The organism is Burkholderia sp. FL-7-2-10-S1-D7 (assembly GCF_001524185.1).
Lineage (GTDB): Bacteria > Pseudomonadota > Gammaproteobacteria > Burkholderiales > Burkholderiaceae > Burkholderia > Burkholderia diffusa.
In genome coordinates this window covers 22263-39702 of record NZ_LOWY01000028.1, presented here as the reverse complement: position 1 = coordinate 39702, position 17440 = coordinate 22263, and the positions used below count along the sequence as shown (strand labels likewise).

The window sequence follows — 17440 nt, the reverse complement described above, 5'->3', positions numbered from 1 at the left end:
TTTTAGCGCGAACGATCTGGCACGAAACTGACAGCGCGCGTGCGGCACCCCGCCGCAGCCACTTCGTGCGGGGTATCTTCTCCCGTCATTGCGCCCGTGCGGTCACCGGATCGTGTTCAGCACGGCTTCGACCGCCTGACCGATCGCGAGCAGCGCGTCGTCGCGATGCGGCGCGGCCGCGAGCATCAGGCCGACCGGCGCCGTGTCGCGCGGATGGCACGGCAGCGACAGCGCGCAGGCGTCGAGGAAGTTGAACGCGCTCGGGTTGCGAAGAATCAGCGCGTTGGTGCGCGTAAAGGCAGCGTCGTCCGCTTCGAGTTCGGCGATGCGCGGCGGCACGACGGGCACCGTAGGCGCGACGAGCGCGTCGAAGCGCGACCAGACCGTGTGCGCCGCTTCCTCCAGCATCGCATGGCGGGCGGCGAGCAGGTCGAGATAGTCGGCCGCGCTCGCCGGCTCGCCCTTCAGGATGCGCGACAGCACGCGCGGGTCGTATTGGTCGCGGTGCTGCGCGAGCAGCGGGCGATGCCACGCGTATGCCTCGATCGGCGAGAAGCCGAAGCGGTTGATGTCCGGCAGCCGGTCGAGCGCGGAAAAGCGCACTTCGGTGACGATCGCGCCGGCGGCTTCGAGGTGCTTCAGCGAGGCGTCGAGCGCGGCGGCGACATCGGCATCGACGCCGTCCGTCACATAGTTGGTCAGCACGCCGAGCCGCACGCCTTCGAGCGGCCGCGCGGCCGGAACGTGCGGCTCGAGGCCCGCGAGCATCCGGTCGACGAGCGCGCAACAGGCGACCGTCAGGCCGATCGGGCCGAACGAGTCGAGCGTGGTCGACAGCGGCACGCCGCCTTGCGTCGGGATCCGGCTCGCGGTCGGCTTGAAGCCCGTGAGCCCGCACAGCGCGGCCGGAATGCGGATCGAGCCGCCGGTGTCGGTGCCGAGCGCGACGGCCGCCATCCCGTCGGCGACGGACGCGGCCGCGCCGGACGACGAGCCGCCGGCAATCCGCGCGTCGCCCGGCACGTCGCGGCGGTACGGCGAGCGCGGCGTGCCGAAGTGCGGATTCAGGCCGAGCCCCGAGAACGCGAACTCGCTCATGTTGGTGCGGCCGACCAGCACCGCGCCCGCGCGCTTGAGCCGCGCGACGGCGACCGCGTCGGCCTTGGCGGGCGGTGCGCCGTCGAGCACGCGCGAGCCGGCGCGCGTCACCTGGCCCGCGACGTCGAACAGATCCTTGACCGACACGGGGATGCCCGCGAGCGGCGACAGCACGGTGCCCGCGGCACGCAGGCGGTCGTGGGCATCGGCGGCCGCGCGCGCGTTGTCGGCGTCGACTTCGGTAAAGACGGCGGCACCCTGGCCGGACGGATCGGCGATCCGGTCGAGCGCGACGTCGACGAGCGCGCGGCTCGTGGTCCGGCCGGCGGCGAGGTCGGCGGCGAGTTGGGCGAGCGGAGGGAAGGGCGTGAAGGTGGTCATGGGCGGTTCAGGGGCGAAGACGTTGGACAAGAGTGGCGCGAAACGAATCGATATGACGTTCGACGGCCGTGCGCGCGCCGGCGGCATCGCGCGCGGACAGCCGTTCGAACAATTCGAGGTGTTCGCGCTGGACGTCGGACAGGTGGTGCGGCTCGGACAGCGTGACGAACCAGAAGCGCAGCGAGCGTTCGTGCAGCGCGCGCAGGATCTCCGCGAGCACGGTGTTGCGTGCCGCCGCGGCGATCGCCTGATGAAACGTGCGGTCGAGCTCCATCATGCCCTCGACGTCGTGCGCGTCGACACAGGCCTGCCCGTCGTCGAGCAGCGCGGCCATGCGCGCGAGCTCGTCGGGCGTCGCATGGCGGGCGGCGAGTTCGACACAATGCGCTTCGTTGATGCGGCGCACGTCGATCACCGCGACGATGTCGTCGAGCGACAGCGGTTGCACCATCAACCCCTTGCGCGGCATCACGGACAGCAGCCCTTCGAGCACCAGCCGGTGGACGGCCTGATGGACGGGCGTGCGGCCGATGCCGGTGCGCGCGACGAGGTCGGCTTCGTTGAGCGCGGCGCCGGGCTTCAGGCGCATCGTGATGATGTCGCGCTGGATCAGCGCGTACGCGCGGTCGGCGAGGCTGACCGCCGATGCGGCGGGCCGGTCGTGGAGGACGTCGGTCAGGGCGTTCATGCAGGCGGCGGCGCGGTGGCCGGGCAGGGCGCGATCATGGCGCGGGCGATCGGTAGCGTTGGCGATGCGTGAATATTATTGTGATATATCACTGATGTCCAGTGTGCGCGGGCGACGATCGATACCGTCAAATGGGTCCGGTGACACGCCCGGCGGCGGATGCGACGAGTTGCAACAATATCGACAGGATGTTGCTCGTTTACCGCGCGATCGTGCACTGAAGCATAATGAATCCTCGTCAATCCACCACGCGCGAGCGACGTACCAGACCATCGTCATGAGCGAAAACACGCCTTCCCCGGCCGGTCTGCCCGGCACCTCTTCCGCTTCTACCGAGTTCCCCCGTTCCGGGCCGGCGCACACGCCGGAGGCGTCTGCCACGCAGGCTGCCGCTGCGCAAGTCGTCGCGGCCGACGGTGCGTCGCCGGTCACGGCGGCGTCCGAGCCGGGCGCCGCAGGCACGACGGGCGCTGCTGCCGCAGGCGGTGCAGTGCCGCCGAAACCCGGTGCCGCGCCGCCCGGTTTCGGCGCGCAGCCCGATTTCGACACGCCGCGTCCGCCGCCCGCGAGCGCGCAGAAGGCGCCGCCGGCATACCTGAAGCAAAGCGACACGCCGTGGTCGGTGTTCGGCCGGATCATCGCGGCACGCGCACGCCGGATCTTCGATCGCGCCGGCCAGCGGATCACGCAGCGTACGCTGCGCATCGGCGTGTCGGCGCGGATCTTCCATCCCGAGCCGGGCGCGAAGGGACTGCGCGGCAAGACACTGCAGTATCTCGAGGAATCGATCGCGCACTGGGTGATGTCGCGCGACGTGCTCGTGTTCATGATCCCGACCGTCGGTCACGAGGGCATGCTGCATCCCAGCAACATCCGCCTGCGCGACTACGCGAAGCATCTCGACGGCCTGCTGCTGCAAGGCGGCGCCGACGTGTCGCCGCAAACCTACGCGGCGTCGGATGCGCGCCCCGAATGGCCGGGCGACCGCGTGCGCGACATGTACGAGCTCGAGCTGTTTCACGAGTTCGTCGAGTCCGGCAAGCCGGTGCTCGGCGTGTGCCGCGGCTGCCAGCTGATCAACGTCGCGTTCGGCGGGTCGCTGTACCAGGACATCGCGACGGACGTGCCGACCGCGAATGCGCACGTCAGCGAGCATTACGACCAGCATCGCCACGCCATCCGCTTCCCCGACTCGTCGACGCTCGCGAGCATGTTCCCCGGGCGCAGCGAAGCGATCGTGAACTCGATTCACCATCAGGCGATCCGCGATCTCGGCCGCGATCTGAACATCGAAGCCGTGTCGGCCGGTGACGGGATCATCGAAGGCATTCGCTACCGGCGTGCACCGTTCGTCGTCGGCGTGCAATGGCACCCGGAGTTTCATCGTGCTGGCGGCGCAGAGTTGCTCGACTGCACGCCGCTGCTCGATGCGTTCCTGCGAGCGGCTCGCGATACCCGCCTGTAACCCGCTCTTGTATTGCCGCGCAGGAAGGCTGGCCGCATCCCGATAAATTCGAGATGCGGTCGTTTCGTTTTGAACGATAATCGCGACTCCCGATTCGTTCGCCGGAGTCTGACGTTGGTCTTCCGAGATTTTTCCCCTGCACGATGCGCAACGTGGATCGTTGCACTGGCCGCCTGCGCGCACGCGGGCGCAGCGTGGTCCGACGCGACCGCGCCGGTCGCGGGCACGCGCCCCGCGGTGACGAGCCTGAGCGGCGATGTCGCGACTGCGGCACCGGCCTCCGCGGCATCCGCCACGGATGCCACCGCGCAAGGCAACGTCGCCGAACTCACGCAGATGCTGCATGACGGACGAATCGTCGAGATGCGCACCACCTACAACGGCAGCTATGGCGCAAGCCTGATGTTCGATCCGCGCGAGATGACGTATTACGTCGCGCTGTTTCAGGACAAGCATCTGTGGCGCGTGATCAGGTCGCAGGAGAAGAGTCGTGCGGAGATGGTGTACGCGAACTTCGTCCAGCAGACGGTGCAGCTCGCGGACGTCGAAATTCGTCGCACCGAACTCGAGGCGCAGAAGACGTTCCTCGAACGTGTGATCGCGCTGCAGGCGAATCGCGCGCAGCAACTGCAGGCCGATCTGAATGTCGCGCGCGGCCAGCAGGCCGAGGTGGCGCAGCGGCAGAAGGCGGCGCAGGAGCAGACGCGGGCGCTGCAGATCGAGAAGCGGGCCGCGCAGGTGCAGTTGCGCGATCTGCAGGAGCAGGTACGGCAACTCGAGCGGCAGTCAGAAGCGGGGTTGCCCGCCCGCAAGTGACGATTCGGTGCGATCGACCGACGGACGGACGAAAACCCGGCGAAGCCTGCTTCGCCGGGTTTTTTGTTGGGCGTTTGTCAGCGGATGAGCGTATCCGGTCCGTCGGTCAGACGGCGGTGGGACAGTTGCGCTGTCCAGTCGAAACCGGCGCCGGGCGCATCGGCCGCCGGTGCCGGGCGATCGGGGTGCAGCGCGTTCACCATCGCGATAAGCGTGAGCGGGTCGTCGAGCGGGTCGAGCCGGTCGAGCGGGGCTCCGGGATGCGCAGGCGAACCGACGCGATCGGGCGTCGGCGCGCGCGACGCGTGGTGCGTGACCGATGGGCGCGCGGTGAATCGCGGCGCGGAAGGTGCGTGCACGCGTGCCGTTGTCGTGCGCCTGTGGTCCGGCCGATGCGGCGTCGGCGGCGATGCGGTGGCGACGCGCTGAACGTTCGGTGTCGTGTCGGGGTGTCGCGGCGCTGGATGGGGCGTCGCGCTGCGTGTGACGGGCGCGCCTGTGGAAGGCGTCGCAAACGGCCGCGCCGCGACGGGCCGTGCCGATGCGACGGTCGGCATGGCGGGCGCCACCGCGGCCGTTTGCACGGCACCCATGGACTGCACGGCATGCTCCGGCACGACGCCAACGATCTGCGTCGCGGGCGCAGGCGCGAAACCCGGGAGCGGCTCGTGCGCGGCGATCAGCCAGCCGATGATGCCGAGTGCGCCGATGCTCCAGCACGCGGCGTGCCGCGCACGCCGGTCATGCGCGCGACCGGCGGCATGCTCGATGTGCTGGCGGGCGGCGCGTGCTTCAACGTCCGGTACACCGGCAGATACCGGGCGCGCGGCGGGCGGCGGCTGCCACCGGCACGCGCGATGCGGTGCTCTGACGTCGATACATGAGGTTTTCAGGATGGCTGCGCAGCGCGAGCCGAGTCGGGTGCCGGGCTTGCCGCTGAACATCCATTCGCGGCCGAACGGCGGCACGCCGTCGAGCGGTGCGACACGAGGGCGGGCAAGCGGGCCCGCGAGGGAAACGAGGGGCATTGGGATCATGAGGGCGGTACGCGGTGCGACACGGGCAACGATGCCGGCAGCGGCGCGAATAGCGTGGCAAGTTGTGACATTGTGGTCAGTCGACGGCGACCGGTCGATCAGACCAATCTGATTTTTTGTACGCTTTTCGAGGCGATTCGTACCAGACGAACGTGGCGACGGTGATCGCGGGCCCGGCCCAAGGCAATTGTCGGCTTCGCGTGGCATTATTCGTCGACCATGCCGGCGTGCGCATCGTTGTGTGGCGTGCCTCCGGCTGACAGCGATGTTCGTGCGTGCCGGTCCGGTGCCACGCGCATCGCCGGATCCACACGGCGCCGATGTCGCGCCATCCGAGCCGAGAGAACAACATGTCCACAGCAACACACGCCGTCGCGCAGGAATCGAAGGTTCGTACCGTGTTCCGGGTTGTCAGCGGCAACTTCCTGGAAATGTACGACTTCATGGTCTACGGGTATTACGCGTCGGCCATCGCGAAAACTTATTTTCCGAGCGGCAACGCGTTCGCGTCGCTGATGCTGTCGCTATCGGTGTTCGGCGCGGGCTTCCTGATGCGCCCGGTCGGCGCGATCGTGCTCGGCGCGTACATCGACCACCACGGCCGCCGCAAGGGGCTGATCCTGACGCTCGGACTGATGGCGCTCGGCACGCTCACGGTGGCCGCGATACCCGGCTATGCGACGATCGGCGTGCTCGCGCCGGTGCTCGTGCTGCTCGGCCGGTTGCTGCAGGGCTTTTCCGCGGGCGTCGAGCTCGGCGGCGTGTCGGTCTACCTGTCGGAGATCGCGACGAAGGGCCACAAGGGGTTCTATACGTCGTGGCAATCGGGCAGCCAGCAGGTGGCGGTCGTGTTCGCCGCGTTCGTCGGCGTGCTGCTGAACCGCGCGCTGCCAGTCGAGGACATGACCGCGTGGGGCTGGCGCATTCCGTTCCTGATCGGCTGCCTGATCGTCCCGTTCCTGTTCCTGATCCGTCGTTCGCTGAAGGAGACCGACGAATTCCTTGCGAAGCGTCATCGTCCGACGATGGGCGAGATCATGCGTTCGATGCTCGAGAACTGGGGTGTCGTGATCGCCGGCATGGGAATGGTGATCATGACGACGGTGTCGTTCTACATGATCACTGCCTATACGCCGACGTTCGGCAAGGAAGTGCTGCACCTGTCGTCGCTCGACGCACTCGTCGTGACCGTCTGCGTCGGCCTGTCCAATCTCGTCTGGCTGCCGCTGTCCGGCGCGCTGTCGGATCGCATCGGCCGCCGCCCGGTGCTGATCGCGTTCACGGTGCTCACGCTGCTGTCGGCCTACCCGGCCGTGCTGTGGCTCGTGGCCGATCCGTCGTTCCTGCGGCTGCTGGCGGTGGAGCTGTGGCTGTCGTTCCTGTACGGCTCGTACAACGGCGCGATGGTCGTCGCGCTGACCGAAGTGATGCCGGCCGACGTGCGCACGGCCGGCTTCTCGCTGGCATACAGCCTGGCGACGACGATCGGCGGCTTCACGCCCGCAATCTCGACGCTGCTGATTCATCAGACCGGGAACAAGGCGGCGCCGGGGCTGTGGCTGAGCGTCGCCGCGATTTGCGGGCTGATCGCGACGCTCGTGCTGTATCGCACGCCCGAGGCGCGCAACCAGTACAAGGCGGCTTGACACCACCTGCGTCGCATCACGTCGAACGAAAAAAGGAGCGCGCCGCGCTCCTTTTTTTCGTCTGCGTTCGGCCACTCAGGCGTCGCGCAGCGCGTCGGCGACCGCCGCCGCCACGTCGAGCCATTGCCCCGGTGCGGACTGGCGGGCGAGCTTCGCGTGCGGATACCAGGGGCAGTCGTCGCCGGTGAACCAGCGCCAGTCGGATGCGAACGGCAGCATGATCCACACCGGCTTGCCGAGTGCGCCCGCGAGATGCGCGACCGCCGTGTCGATCGTGACGACGCCGTCGAGTCGTTCGATCAGCGCGGCCGTATCGGCGAAGTCGTTGAGCCGCCCATCGAGGCGATGCACGCGCGGATGCGCATCGACGCGCGCCCGATCGTCTTCGTCGAGCGCCGGCTGCAGCACGACCCAGTCGATGTCCGGCAGTGCGAGCAGCGGTGCGAGCGCGTCGAACGGCATCGAGCGGTTTTCCTGCGCTTGCCGGCGCCCTGACCACGCGAGACCGAACTTGCGCTTCGACTGGCCGCCGAGCGAGCCGCGAAAGCGCCGGCGCGCGCTGTCCGGCGCGTCGAGGTAGCGTTTGCCCGCGACGATGTCGGCCGGCTGCAGGCCGAGCAGGAACGGCAGGCTCATCAGCGTGCACCCGACGTCCGCCGCCGGCGGCTTCGCGGCGCCCTGTGCGACGAGCGTCACGCGCCAGCGTGCCGCGGCCGGCGCGAGCAGCGCGACGAGTTCCGGCTGCACTTCGAGCACGACGCGCGCGCAGCGTGCGCGCGCGAGCGGCACGAAGCGGACGAACTGCAGCGTGTCGCCGAAGCCCTGTTCCGCGCGGATCAGCAGCGTGCGCGACGCAATCGGCTCGCCTTGCCAGCGCGGCAGCGTGCCGAGCGGTGTCGCGCCCGGCGTGTCGTGACGCGCTTCGTATGCGGGCAGGCCGCGTGTGAAGTCGCCCAGCGTAAGCAGCGTGACGGCGCGATGCAGGTGCGCGAGTTTGAGGTCGGGCGCGACGCGCAGCGCCTGGTCGTACGCGCGCAGCGCCATCTCGTGTGCGCCGAGTGCGTGATGTGCGTTGCCGAGGTTCAGCCACGCGAGACTGAACGACGGATCGAGGCCGACCGCGCGTTCGTAGTAGGGCAGCGCTTCGCGCTGGCGTGCCTGCGCGCACAGCGCGTTCGCGAGCCCGAAAAGGGCGAGCGGGAACGCCGGGTGCAGCGCGAGCGCGGCTTCGAATGCGGCGGCGGCTTCGCCGTGACGGCCGACCGCCTCGAGCGTGTTGCCGAGATTGAAATGCGCGGCGACGAAGCGCGGCTGCGCGGCGATCGCCGCCTGGAAGTGCGCGATCGCGTCGTCGGCCCGGCCCATCGCGTTCAGGGCCATCGCGAGATTGTTGTGCGCACCGGCATGCCCGGGCCGCAGCTCGAGGGCGCGATGGAATGCGGCGAGCGCGTCGTCGTGACGGCCGAGGGCATTCAGCGCGTTGCCGAGGTTGTTGTGGATCGATGCGTCGTCGGGCGTGAGCCGAAGCGCGCGGCCGAACGCGTCGACGGCATCCTCATGGCGTTGCAGCGCCGCATACGCGTTGCCGAGGTTGTAGTGCGCGAGCGGAAATTCGGGCGCGAGCGTCAGCGCGTTGCGAAAGCGGTCGATCGCTTCGTCGAGTCGGCCGAGCGCTTTCAGCGCGTTGCCGAGATTGAGCTGCAGCGCGGCATCGTTCGGGCGCAGCTCCACCGCACGCCCGACGAGATCGGCCGCCTCGGCATGCTGGCCCTGCTGATGCCGCAGCACGCCGAACAGATGCAGCGCGTCGGCGTCGGCGGGATTGGTGGCGAGTGCGGTGCGATAGCCGTGCTCGGCCTCGGCGAGGTGGCCCGCGCGGTGCGCGGCATACGCTCGGTCGAATGCGGAATCCATGACGCGAAAACTGACGGAAAGCGCGTATTTTCCCACACTGCACGGGCGTACCCCAGATCGGCCGGTTGGCATATGGCCCCGTCACGCGGAGCGGCGTAGACTTGCACAATCGCGTGTCATCGAGGTACTCATGGCTGACACACCGCTCGATATCCCGCCCGTGCTGATCGTCGGCGCGGGCCCGACCGGACTTGCCGCGGCGATGGCTCTCGCGCGCGCCCGCGTGCCGGTGCGCATCATCGACCGGCTCGCCGCGCCCGCGCCGTATTCGCGCGCGATCGGCATCCAGGCGCGCACGCTCGAACTGCTGGAGCAGCATCGCGCGGTCGAACCGTTTCTCGCGTTGGGCCATCGTGCGCATGCGGCCGCACTGCACGCGGACGGCCGCGTGATCGCGCGGCTCGATTTCGATCCGCTGCAAACGCGCTACCCGTATTTGCTGTTTCTCGACCAGAGCATCACCGAGCGGCTGCTCGCCGAGCACCTGGCCGGGTTCGGTGTGACGGTCGAACGCGGAGTCACGCTGACCGCGTGCGACGCGGGCGGTACGTCGCTCGACGTGACGATCTGCGGCGCCGACGGTCGTGAACAGGCGTTCGCACCGTCGTACCTGATCGCCGCCGACGGCGCGCACAGCACGGTGCGCCATCTGCTCGGCCTGGGCTTCGCCGGGCATGCGTTCGAGCAGACCTTCCTGCTCGCCGATTTCGCGGCGATACCCGACTGGCCGGACGAGGAGATCCACCTGTTCACGACGCCGGACGGCATCGCGGGGCTGTTTCCGATGGGCGGCGGCCGCTACCGGCTCGTCGCCGACCGGCCGCCCGGCGGCGACGCATCGCCCGATGCGCCGGCCCCCCCGACGCTCGACGAATGCGAGGCGATCGTGCGGGCTCGCGTCGGCGCGTCGATCGCGCCGAGCGATCTCGCGTGGTCGGCGTATTTCCGCCTGCATAGCCGGATGGTCGACCGGCTGCGTCACGGGCGCGTGTTCTTCGCGGGGGACGCCGCGCACGTTCACAGCCCGGCGGGCGCGCAAGGCATGAACACGGGTATCCAGGAAGCGTTCAATCTCGGCTGGAAGCTCGCGCGCGTGCTTGGCGCCGGCACGCCGGAGCGGCTGCTCGACACGTATCACGCGGAGCGCCATCCGATCGAGCGTGACGTATTGCGGCAGACCGGCTTCATCACGCAGATCGTCGAAGCGGACCACGGCGCGATGAAGCTGCTGCGCGATCATGTCGTGCCGCTGCTGGCGTCGTTCGGGCCGGTGCGCGACGCGGTGCGCCGCACTGTCAGCGAGCTCGGCGTGCAATACCGGAAAAGCCCGCTCACGCTCGAACGCGTGCTCGATGGCGGGCCGCGCGCGGGCGAGCGTGCGCCCGACGCGCTCGTGCACGTCGTCGACGGGCCGCTCGGCCGGGCCCCCGGGACCGCGCGACTATACGACCTGCATGACCCGGCGAGCTTTACGCTGCTGCTGCTCGAGGAGCCGGCAAGTGCCGACACCGGCGACACGGGCGACGTGCCGCCGATGCCCGCGGACGCGCAGGCGCTTGCGCAGGGGCTGGAGCGGATCATGCCAGGCGCCGTGCGAACGTGGCGCGTCGCCGATGCCGAAAGCGACGGCGACGATGGGCTCGCGCAGGTATACGGCCGTTCGAGGCCGTCGTTCTACCTGCTGCGTCCCGATGGCTACATCGCGGTGCGCGGCCGCACCGCCACCGACGCGAACGCGTTGCTGCGCCATTGCGAAAGCTGGTTCGCGGGCATGCCGGTGCCCGCGTAGCGCGGCGCTCAGGCGGTGGCCGCGGCCGGCACAAGCGATGCGCGGTGCGCGGCGATCGCGTCGCGCACGATCGGTGCGGCGCGTTGCGCGGCTTCGCTCGACGGATCGTCGAGCGCGGCGAGGAGCGCGCGCCGCATCCGCGGTTCCCAGAAGCGCCGGATGTGATCTGCGATTCCGGCCAGCGCTTCTTCGCGATCGGGCATCGATTCGAAGAACGCGCCGATCTGGTTGGCCATGTCGATCAGGTGTCCGTTGTCCATTGCGTCCTCACTTGCCCGTCGTCGCGGCAGCCGGCGTGGCGGCGCGGCGCTCGAGCAGGTCGAGCTGCTCCGAGTTGAAACGTGCGTACGCGCGCTGCCAGTCCGACGGCTGCGCAACCGGCATGACCTGCACGGCCGTGACCTTGTATTCCGGGCAGTTCGTGGCCCAGTCGGAGCTGTCCGTCGTGATCACGTTCGCGCCCGACTCGGGGAAGTGGAACGTCGTGTACACGACACCCGGCTGCATGCGGTCGGTCACGAGTGCACGCAATACCGTCTGGCCGGCCCGCGATTCGATGCCGACCCAGTCGCCGGTCCGGATCCCGCGATCCTCCGCATCGTGCGGATGAATCTCGAGGCGATCCTCTTCGTGCCACCGGACGTTCTCGGTCCGGCGCGTCTGTGCGCCGACGTTGTATTGCGACAGGATGCGGCCCGTGGTCAGGATCAGCGGATAGCGTTGCGTGACCTTTTCCGGCGTCGGAATGAACTGCGTAATCACGAACCGGCCCTTGCCGCGCACAAACGCGTCGATATGCATCGTCGGCGTGCCGTCCGGTGCATCTTCGTTGCACGGCCACTGGATACTGCCGAGCGCGTCGAGCTTCTTGTACGACACGCCCGAGAAGGTCGGCGTGAGCCGCGCGATCTCGTCCATGATTTCCGACGGATGCGTGTAGTGCATGTCGTAGCCGAGCGCCTGCGACAGCAGCAGCGTTACTTCCCAGTCGGCGTAACCCGCGAGCGGCGGCATCACCTTGCGTACGCGCGAGATGCGGCGCTCCGCGTTCGTAAACGTGCCGTCCTTCTCGAGGAACGTCGAACCCGGCAGCAGCACGTGCGCGTATTTCGCGGTTTCGTTCAGGAAGATGTCCTGTACGACGATGCATTCCATCGACGACAGCGCGGCCGCGACGTGCTGCGTGTTCGGGTCCGACTGGACGATGTCCTCGCCCTGGCAGTAAAGCCCCTTGAAGCTGCCGTCGAGCGCCGCGTCGAACATGTTCGGGATGCGCAGCCCCGGTTCCGGCTGCAGCGTGGCCGACCATGCTTCCTCGAACTGGCTGCGCACGATTGCGTCGCTGATGTGCCGGTAGCCGGGCAGCTCGTGCGGGAACGAACCCATGTCGCACGAGCCTTGCACGTTGTTCTGGCCGCGCAGCGGATTGACGCCGACGCCTTCGCGACCGATGTTGCCGGTCGCCATCGCGAGGTTCGCGATGCCCATCACCGTCGTCGAGCCTTGCGCGTGTTCGGTCACGCCGAGGCCGTAGTAGATCGCGGCGTTGCCGCCGGTTGCATAGAGGCGTGCGGCCTCGCGCACCAGTTCGGCCGGTACGCCCGTCACGTCCGCGGTGGCCTCGGGCGAGTTGTCGGCGCGCGACACGAAGTCGCGCCATTGCTCGAACGCGCGCGTGTCGCAGCGTTCGGCGACGAATGCGTCGGCGACGAGCCCTTCGGTGACGATCACGTGCGCGAGCGCGTTGACCATCGCGACGTTGGTGCCCGGGCGCAGCTGCAGGTGGTACGTGGCCTTCACATGCGGGCCGTCGACCACGTCGATGCGGCGCGGGTCGATCACGATCAGCTTCGCGCCTTCGCGGATGCGTCGCTTCATACGCGAGCCGAACACGGGGTGGCCGTCGGTCGGGTTCGCGCCCATCACGACGATCACGTCAGCCTGGCCGACCGACGCGAAGGTCTGCGTACCGGCCGATTCGCCGAGCGTCGCCTTCAGGCCATAGCCGGTCGGCGAGTGGCACACGCGTGCGCAGGTATCGACGTTGTTGTTGCCGAACGCGGCGCGTACCAGCTTCTGCACGAGGTAGGTTTCCTCGTTCGTGCAGCGCGACGACGTGATGCCGCCGATCGAATCGCGGCCATATTTCTGCTGCAGCTTGCGGAATTGCGTCGCCGCGTACGTGAGCGCTTCTTCCCAGCTGACTTCGCGCCACGGGTCGGTGATCTTCTCGCGGATCATCGGTTTCGTGATGCGGTCCTTGTGCGTTGCGTAGCCCCACGCGAAGCGGCCCTTCACGCACGCATGACCTTCGTTCGCGAGGCCGTTCTTGTGCGGCGTCATGCGCACGACCTGCGTGCCCTTCATCTCGGCCTTGAGCGAGCAGCCGACGCCGCAGTACGCGCAGGTCGTGACGACCGAGTGCTCGGCCTGGCCGAACTGGATGACGGACTTCTCCTGCAGCGTGGCGGTCGGGCACGCGGCGACGCAGGCGCCGCACGACACGCATTCCGATGCCATGAACGATTCGCTTTCGCCGGCGGCGACGCGCGATTCGAAACCGCGCGCGGCGATCGTCAGCGCGAACGTGCCTTGCGTTTCCTCGCATGCGCGCACGCAGCGGTTGCAGACGATGCACTTCGACGGATCGTACGTGAAGTACGGATTCGATTCGTCCTTCTGCTCGCGCAGGTGATTCGCGCCGTCGAAACCGTAGCGCACTTCGCGCAGCCCGACCACGCCCGCCATGTCCTGCAGCTCGCAGTTGCCGTTGGCGGGGCAGGTGAGGCAGTCGAGCGGATGGTCGGAGATGTACAGTTCCATCACGTTGCGGCGCAGCGACTGCAGCCGGTCCGACTGCGTGCGCACCTTCATCCCGGCTTCGGCGGGCGTCGTGCACGATGCCGGATAGCCGCGCCGGCCCTCGATTTCGACCAGGCACAGACGGCACGATCCGAACGGTTCGAGCGAATCGGTCGCGCAAAGCTTGGGCACGTTGACGCCGGCTTCGATCGCGGCGCGCATCACCGACGTGCCGGCCGGCACCGTCACCGGCTGGCCGTCGATTTCGAGCGTGACGTCGGTATCGGCATGCCGTTGCGGCGTGCCGTAGTCGGTTTCGTCGAACGGATCGCGCACGCGCGCCTGGGCGGCGCTCTTGCACGCGCATTGGCCCGAGCCGCAGCCGCCTTGGCGGACGTTGTTCGTGTCGAGGGACATTCAGGGCTCCTTCTGGGTCAGGCCGCAGCCTTGACCGGACCCGACGCGGCTTGCTTGCCGGCGGCGAGCCCGAAATCTTCGGGGAAATGGTCGAGCGCGGACAGCACCGGGTAAGGCGTCATCCCGCCCATCGCGCACAGCGAGCCGGCGAGCATCGTGTCGCACAGGTCGCGCAGCAGCGTGACCTGTCGCTCCGACTTGTCGCCCTGGCGAATGCGTGCGATCGTCTCGACGCCGCGCGTCGATCCGATCCGGCACGGCGTGCACTTGCCGCACGATTCGATCGCGCAGAACTTCATCGCGTATTCGGCGAGCTCCGCGAGATTCGACGTATCGTCGTGCAGCACGATGCCGCCGTGGCCAACGACCGCGCCGATCGCCGTGTATGCCTCGTAGTCGAGCGGCACGTCCCACTGGTGATCGGGCAGATAGGTGCCGAGCGGGCCGCCGACCTGGGCCGCGCGCGCGGGCCGGCCGCTCGCCGTGCCGCCGCCGTAGTCGAACAGCAGCTCGCGCAGCGTGACGCCGAAAGCGAGCTCCACGAGCCCGCCATAGCGGATGTTGCCCGCGAGCTGGAACGGCAGCGTGCCGCGCGAGCGACCCATCCCGTAGTCGCGATAGAACGCGGCGCCGCGCGCGAAGATCACCGGTGCGGTTGCGAGCGTGATCACGTTGTTGATCACGGTCGGCTGGCCGAACAGGCCGGCGAGCGCGGGCAGCGGCGGCTTCGCGCGCACGACGCCGCGCTTGCCTTCGAGCGATTCGAGCAGCGCCGTTTCCTCGCCGCACACGTAGGAGCCGGCGCCCTTCGCGACGTGCAGGTCGAACGCATGCGCGGAGCCGAGCACGCGTTCGCCGAGCCAGCCGGCTTCACGGGCGCGCTCGATCGCGGTTTCCAGCGCGGCGATCGCGTGCGGGTATTCACTGCGCACGTAGATGTAGCCGAGCGTCGCGCCCGTCGCGATGCCCGCGATGATCATCCCTTCGATCAGGCAGTACGGATCGCTCTCCATGATCAGGCGATCGGAGAACGTGCCCGAATCGCCTTCGTCCGCGTTGCAGACGATGTACTTCTGAGATGCGCTGGCCTGCCGGACGGTGCGCCACTTGATGCCGGCCGGGAAGGCTGCGCCGCCGCGGCCGCGCAGCCCCGATTCGATCAGCAATTCGCACGCGGTGCCGCCGTCGAGCGCGAGCGCGTTCTTCAGGCCGGCGAGGCCGTCGTGCTTCAAGTAATCGTCGATCGACAGTGGATCGGTCAGGCCGATGCGCGCGAACGTGAGGCGCTGCTGGCGCGCGAGATAGGGCAGGGCGTCGACTATGCCGACGCCGCTCGGATGCGCGCCGCCGTCGAGCCAGTTCGCGTCGAACAGGGCGGGCACGTCTGCGGCTGACAGGTTCGCGTAGCCGACGCGACCGGCGGCCGTCCCGACCTCGACGAGCGGCTCGAGCCACAGCAGCCCACGCGAGCCGTTGCGGATCAGTTCGACCGCGACGCCGCGCCGCTCGGCTTCCGCAACGATCGCGGCGGCGAGCGCATCGGCGCCGAGCGCCAGCGCGGAAGAATCGCGCGGAACGTAGATGCGGGTCGTCATGCTGCCTCCGAAGTGTGCGCGGTCGCGTCGGCGAGCAGGGCGTCGAACTTCTCCGGCGTGACCTTTGCGTGCAACACGCCGTTGACCGTCATCGACGGCGATTGCGCGCACAGCCCGAGGCAGTAGACCGATTCGAGCGCGACGTCGTCAGGCGCGTGCGCGTCGGCGCCATCGCCGTGCGCCGCGTCGAATCGACAACCCGTGCGCGCTTCCGCATGCGCGGCCAGCGCTTCGCAGCCCATGCTGCGGCACGCTTCGGCGCGACACATCTGGATCGTTACGCGCGCGGGCGGCGCGGTGCGGAAGTGGTGATAGTAGGTGAGCACGCCGTGCACTTCGGCGCGCGACAGATTCAGCGCCTTCGCGAGCGGCGCGACGCAGCCTGCCGGCACGTAGCCTGCATCGTCCTGGATCGCATGCAGGATCGCGACGAGCGAGCGGCCGGCACGCGCGTGGCGCTCGACGAGCGCGTCGGGCGCAGGGGAATTCGGGGACATCGGTTATGCTCCTCCAAAGTCTCATATGTGCCGTTAATTCATATAGTGCACATCCGGACTTCGTCCTGATTGATTTTAAGCAACGATAAGCGGAAGATTTCGCAGTCGCAATAGGAAATCGGAATGCATAAATGATTCGAATCGAATGCGACGCGTATCTGACCGTACGCGACACGGAGGGCCGGACGGCGAGCCTGTCGGACGTTGCCCCGTTGCTGGAACTCGTGGCCGAAACGGGCAGCATCGCGCAGGCCGCGCAGGCGAAAGGTCTGTCGTATCGGCACGCGTGGGGCATGCTGCGGGCGCTGGAGGCGTGCGTCGGCGGCGAGTTGATCGAGACGGCACGCGGCAAGGGATCGACGCTGTCGGAACTGGGGCAGGCGGTCGTCGACGCGCAGCGGCTCGCGCGCAATCGTCTCGACGGGAACCTGCGCGCGCTGGCAGCCGAGGTGGCGAGCGACCTGAACCGGCGGCTCGCGCAGCGCGACGGCGCCGTGCGCATCCATGCATCGCACGGCTACGCGGTTGCGACGCTCGTTTCCGCGCTTGTCGACGCGCAGGCAGCCGTCGACATCAAGTATCGCGAGAGCGTCGAAGCCGTGCAGTCGCTCGCGCGCGGTGAATGCGAGCTGGCCGGTTTTCATCTGCCACGCGGCGCGTTCCGCGAACAGTGCGCGCAGATCTACCGGCCGTGGCTCGACGACACGCGTCACGTGCTGATTCATCTGACGCGTCGCCAGCAGGGGCTGTTCGTGCCGCGCGGCAACCCGAAGCAGGTCAGCGGGCTCGCCGATCTCGCCCGCAACGACATCCGCTTCGTCAACCGGCAGCCGGGGTCGGGCACGCGGATGCTGCTCGATCTTGCATTGCGCGCGATCGGCATCGATCCCGAGCGTATCGACGGCTATGCGTCGGCCGAACTCACGCACTCGGCGATCGCCGCGTTCGTCGCGAGCGGGATGGCGGATCTCGGCTTCGGCGTCGAGCCGGCCGCCCATCACTTCGGGCTCGATTTCATTCCGATCGTCGACGAGGACTATTACTTTGCGTGCGAACGCGCGCAGCTCGATTCGCGACCTCTCGCCGGCGTGCTCGCCTTGCTGCGCGATGCGCGCTTCGTCGACCGCGTCGCGCATCTCGACGGCTACGATCCGTCCGCGTGCGGGACGCTGACCGGCGTCGCGGACGGATTCGCCGGTATCGCCGGGGGCGGTATGCCGGACGGCAATGTACGGTAACGGGGGCGCGCGCGAACCGCGCTGCAGCAGCGAGGGATTTGCGCTACGCTTGCCGCT

General features: G+C 68.6%; 13 protein-coding genes. 5 read left to right on the top strand and 8 right to left on the bottom strand.

Translation table 11 applies throughout. The annotated features are described in order from the left end of the window. Positions 1 to 102: 102 nt before the first annotated feature. Both WS75_RS12560 and WS75_RS12555 read right to left on the bottom strand, forming a co-directional pair. Entirely contained in the window at positions 103 to 1479 is a 1377-nt protein-coding gene (locus WS75_RS12560; RefSeq protein WP_059680751.1) for an amidase, read from the bottom strand. Between the two features lie 7 nt (positions 1480 to 1486). Beyond that, positions 1487 to 2167, bottom strand: coding sequence for a GntR family transcriptional regulator (locus WS75_RS12555; protein WP_059680750.1), 681 nt, complete (start codon positions 2165 to 2167; stop codon positions 1487 to 1489). Positions 2168 to 2444: 277 nt separating this feature from the next. Here WS75_RS12555 and WS75_RS12550 point away from each other — a divergent pair, with 277 nt between their 5' ends. Further along, positions 2445 to 3632: a gamma-glutamyl-gamma-aminobutyrate hydrolase family protein gene (locus tag WS75_RS12550; RefSeq protein WP_059680749.1), complete on the top strand. Its 1188-nt coding sequence runs from the start codon at positions 2445 to 2447 to the stop codon at positions 3630 to 3632. A gap of 114 nt (positions 3633 to 3746) precedes the next feature. Next, positions 3747 to 4448 (top strand): DUF2968 domain-containing protein, encoded by a 702-nt coding sequence (locus WS75_RS12545; RefSeq protein ID WP_059680748.1) that lies wholly within the window; start codon positions 3747 to 3749, stop codon positions 4446 to 4448. 77 nt (positions 4449 to 4525) lie between these two features. On the opposite strand, the gene WS75_RS12540 is transcribed toward WS75_RS12545, so the two are convergent. Next, a complete protein-coding gene (locus WS75_RS12540) occupies positions 4526 to 5692 on the bottom strand; it encodes a hypothetical protein (protein ID WP_257129363.1) in 1167 nt (388 codons plus the stop codon). A 143-nt stretch (positions 5693 to 5835) separates the two neighbouring features. Between WS75_RS12540 and WS75_RS12535 the strand changes: the two genes are divergently transcribed. Next, positions 5836 to 7131 (top strand): MFS transporter, encoded by a 1296-nt coding sequence (locus WS75_RS12535; RefSeq protein WP_059680834.1) that lies wholly within the window; start codon positions 5836 to 5838, stop codon positions 7129 to 7131. Between the two features lie 75 nt (positions 7132 to 7206). Here WS75_RS12535 and WS75_RS12530 read toward each other — a convergent pair whose 3' ends face one another. Continuing rightward, positions 7207 to 9045 (bottom strand): tetratricopeptide repeat protein, encoded by a 1839-nt coding sequence (locus WS75_RS12530; RefSeq protein ID WP_441294151.1) that lies wholly within the window; start codon positions 9043 to 9045, stop codon positions 7207 to 7209. Positions 9046 to 9175: 130 nt separating this feature from the next. On the opposite strand from WS75_RS12530, the gene WS75_RS12525 reads away from it, so the two are divergent. Next, positions 9176 to 10834: an FAD-dependent monooxygenase gene (locus tag WS75_RS12525; RefSeq protein WP_059680745.1), complete on the top strand. Its 1659-nt coding sequence runs from the start codon at positions 9176 to 9178 to the stop codon at positions 10832 to 10834. Between the two features lie 8 nt (positions 10835 to 10842). On the opposite strand, the gene WS75_RS12520 is transcribed toward WS75_RS12525, so the two are convergent. Genes WS75_RS12520 through WS75_RS12505 form a run of 4 tightly spaced genes read right to left on the bottom strand, consistent with a single transcriptional unit; the run spans position 10843 to position 16145 of the window. Next, on the bottom strand, positions 10843 to 11094 hold the full coding sequence (locus tag WS75_RS12520) for a formate dehydrogenase subunit delta (RefSeq protein WP_059598996.1): 252 nt from the start codon (positions 11092 to 11094) through the stop codon (positions 10843 to 10845). A gap of 7 nt (positions 11095 to 11101) precedes the next feature. Then, positions 11102 to 14053, bottom strand: coding sequence for a formate dehydrogenase subunit alpha (gene fdhF / locus WS75_RS12515; protein WP_059680744.1), 2952 nt, complete (start codon positions 14051 to 14053; stop codon positions 11102 to 11104). 17 nt (positions 14054 to 14070) lie between these two features. Beyond that, positions 14071 to 15648 carry a formate dehydrogenase beta subunit gene (locus WS75_RS12510; protein WP_059680743.1) on the bottom strand — a complete coding sequence of 526 codons (1578 nt, stop codon included), beginning with the start codon at positions 15646 to 15648 and terminating at the stop codon, positions 14071 to 14073. Continuing rightward, positions 15645 to 16145, bottom strand: coding sequence for an NAD(P)H-dependent oxidoreductase subunit E (locus WS75_RS12505; RefSeq protein ID WP_059680742.1), 501 nt, complete (start codon positions 16143 to 16145; stop codon positions 15645 to 15647). The genes WS75_RS12510 and WS75_RS12505 overlap by 4 nt, the downstream gene beginning before the upstream one ends. A gap of 131 nt (positions 16146 to 16276) precedes the next feature. Here WS75_RS12505 and WS75_RS12500 point away from each other — a divergent pair, with 131 nt between their 5' ends. After that, a complete protein-coding gene (locus WS75_RS12500) occupies positions 16277 to 17383 on the top strand; it encodes a substrate-binding domain-containing protein (RefSeq protein ID WP_059680741.1) in 1107 nt (368 codons plus the stop codon). Positions 17384 to 17440: the final 57 nt, after the last annotated feature.

Coding starts and splice junctions, on each gene's coding strand:
- WS75_RS12560 (WP_059680751.1), bottom strand. CDS start 1,479: ATGACCACCTTCACGCCCTTCCCTCCGCTCGCCCAACTCGCCGCCGAC.
- WS75_RS12555 (WP_059680750.1), bottom strand. CDS start 2,167: ATGAACGCCCTGACCGACGTCCTCCACGACCGGCCCGCCGCATCGGCG.
- WS75_RS12550 (WP_059680749.1), top strand. CDS start 2,445: ATGAGCGAAAACACGCCTTCCCCGGCCGGTCTGCCCGGCACCTCTTCC.
- WS75_RS12540 (WP_257129363.1), bottom strand. CDS start 5,692: ATGCCACGCGAAGCCGACAATTGCCTTGGGCCGGGCCCGCGATCACCG.
- WS75_RS12535 (WP_059680834.1), top strand. CDS start 5,836: ATGTCCACAGCAACACACGCCGTCGCGCAGGAATCGAAGGTTCGTACC.
- WS75_RS12530 (WP_441294151.1), bottom strand. CDS start 9,045: ATGGATTCCGCATTCGACCGAGCGTATGCCGCGCACCGCGCGGGCCAC.
- WS75_RS12525 (WP_059680745.1), top strand. CDS start 9,176: ATGGCTGACACACCGCTCGATATCCCGCCCGTGCTGATCGTCGGCGCG.
- WS75_RS12520 (WP_059598996.1), bottom strand. CDS start 11,094: ATGGACAACGGACACCTGATCGACATGGCCAACCAGATCGGCGCGTTC.
- fdhF (WP_059680744.1), bottom strand. CDS start 14,053: ATGTCCCTCGACACGAACAACGTCCGCCAAGGCGGCTGCGGCTCGGGC.
- WS75_RS12510 (WP_059680743.1), bottom strand. CDS start 15,648: ATGACGACCCGCATCTACGTTCCGCGCGATTCTTCCGCGCTGGCGCTC.
- WS75_RS12505 (WP_059680742.1), bottom strand. CDS start 16,145: ATGTCCCCGAATTCCCCTGCGCCCGACGCGCTCGTCGAGCGCCACGCG.
- WS75_RS12500 (WP_059680741.1), top strand. CDS start 16,277: ATGATTCGAATCGAATGCGACGCGTATCTGACCGTACGCGACACGGAG.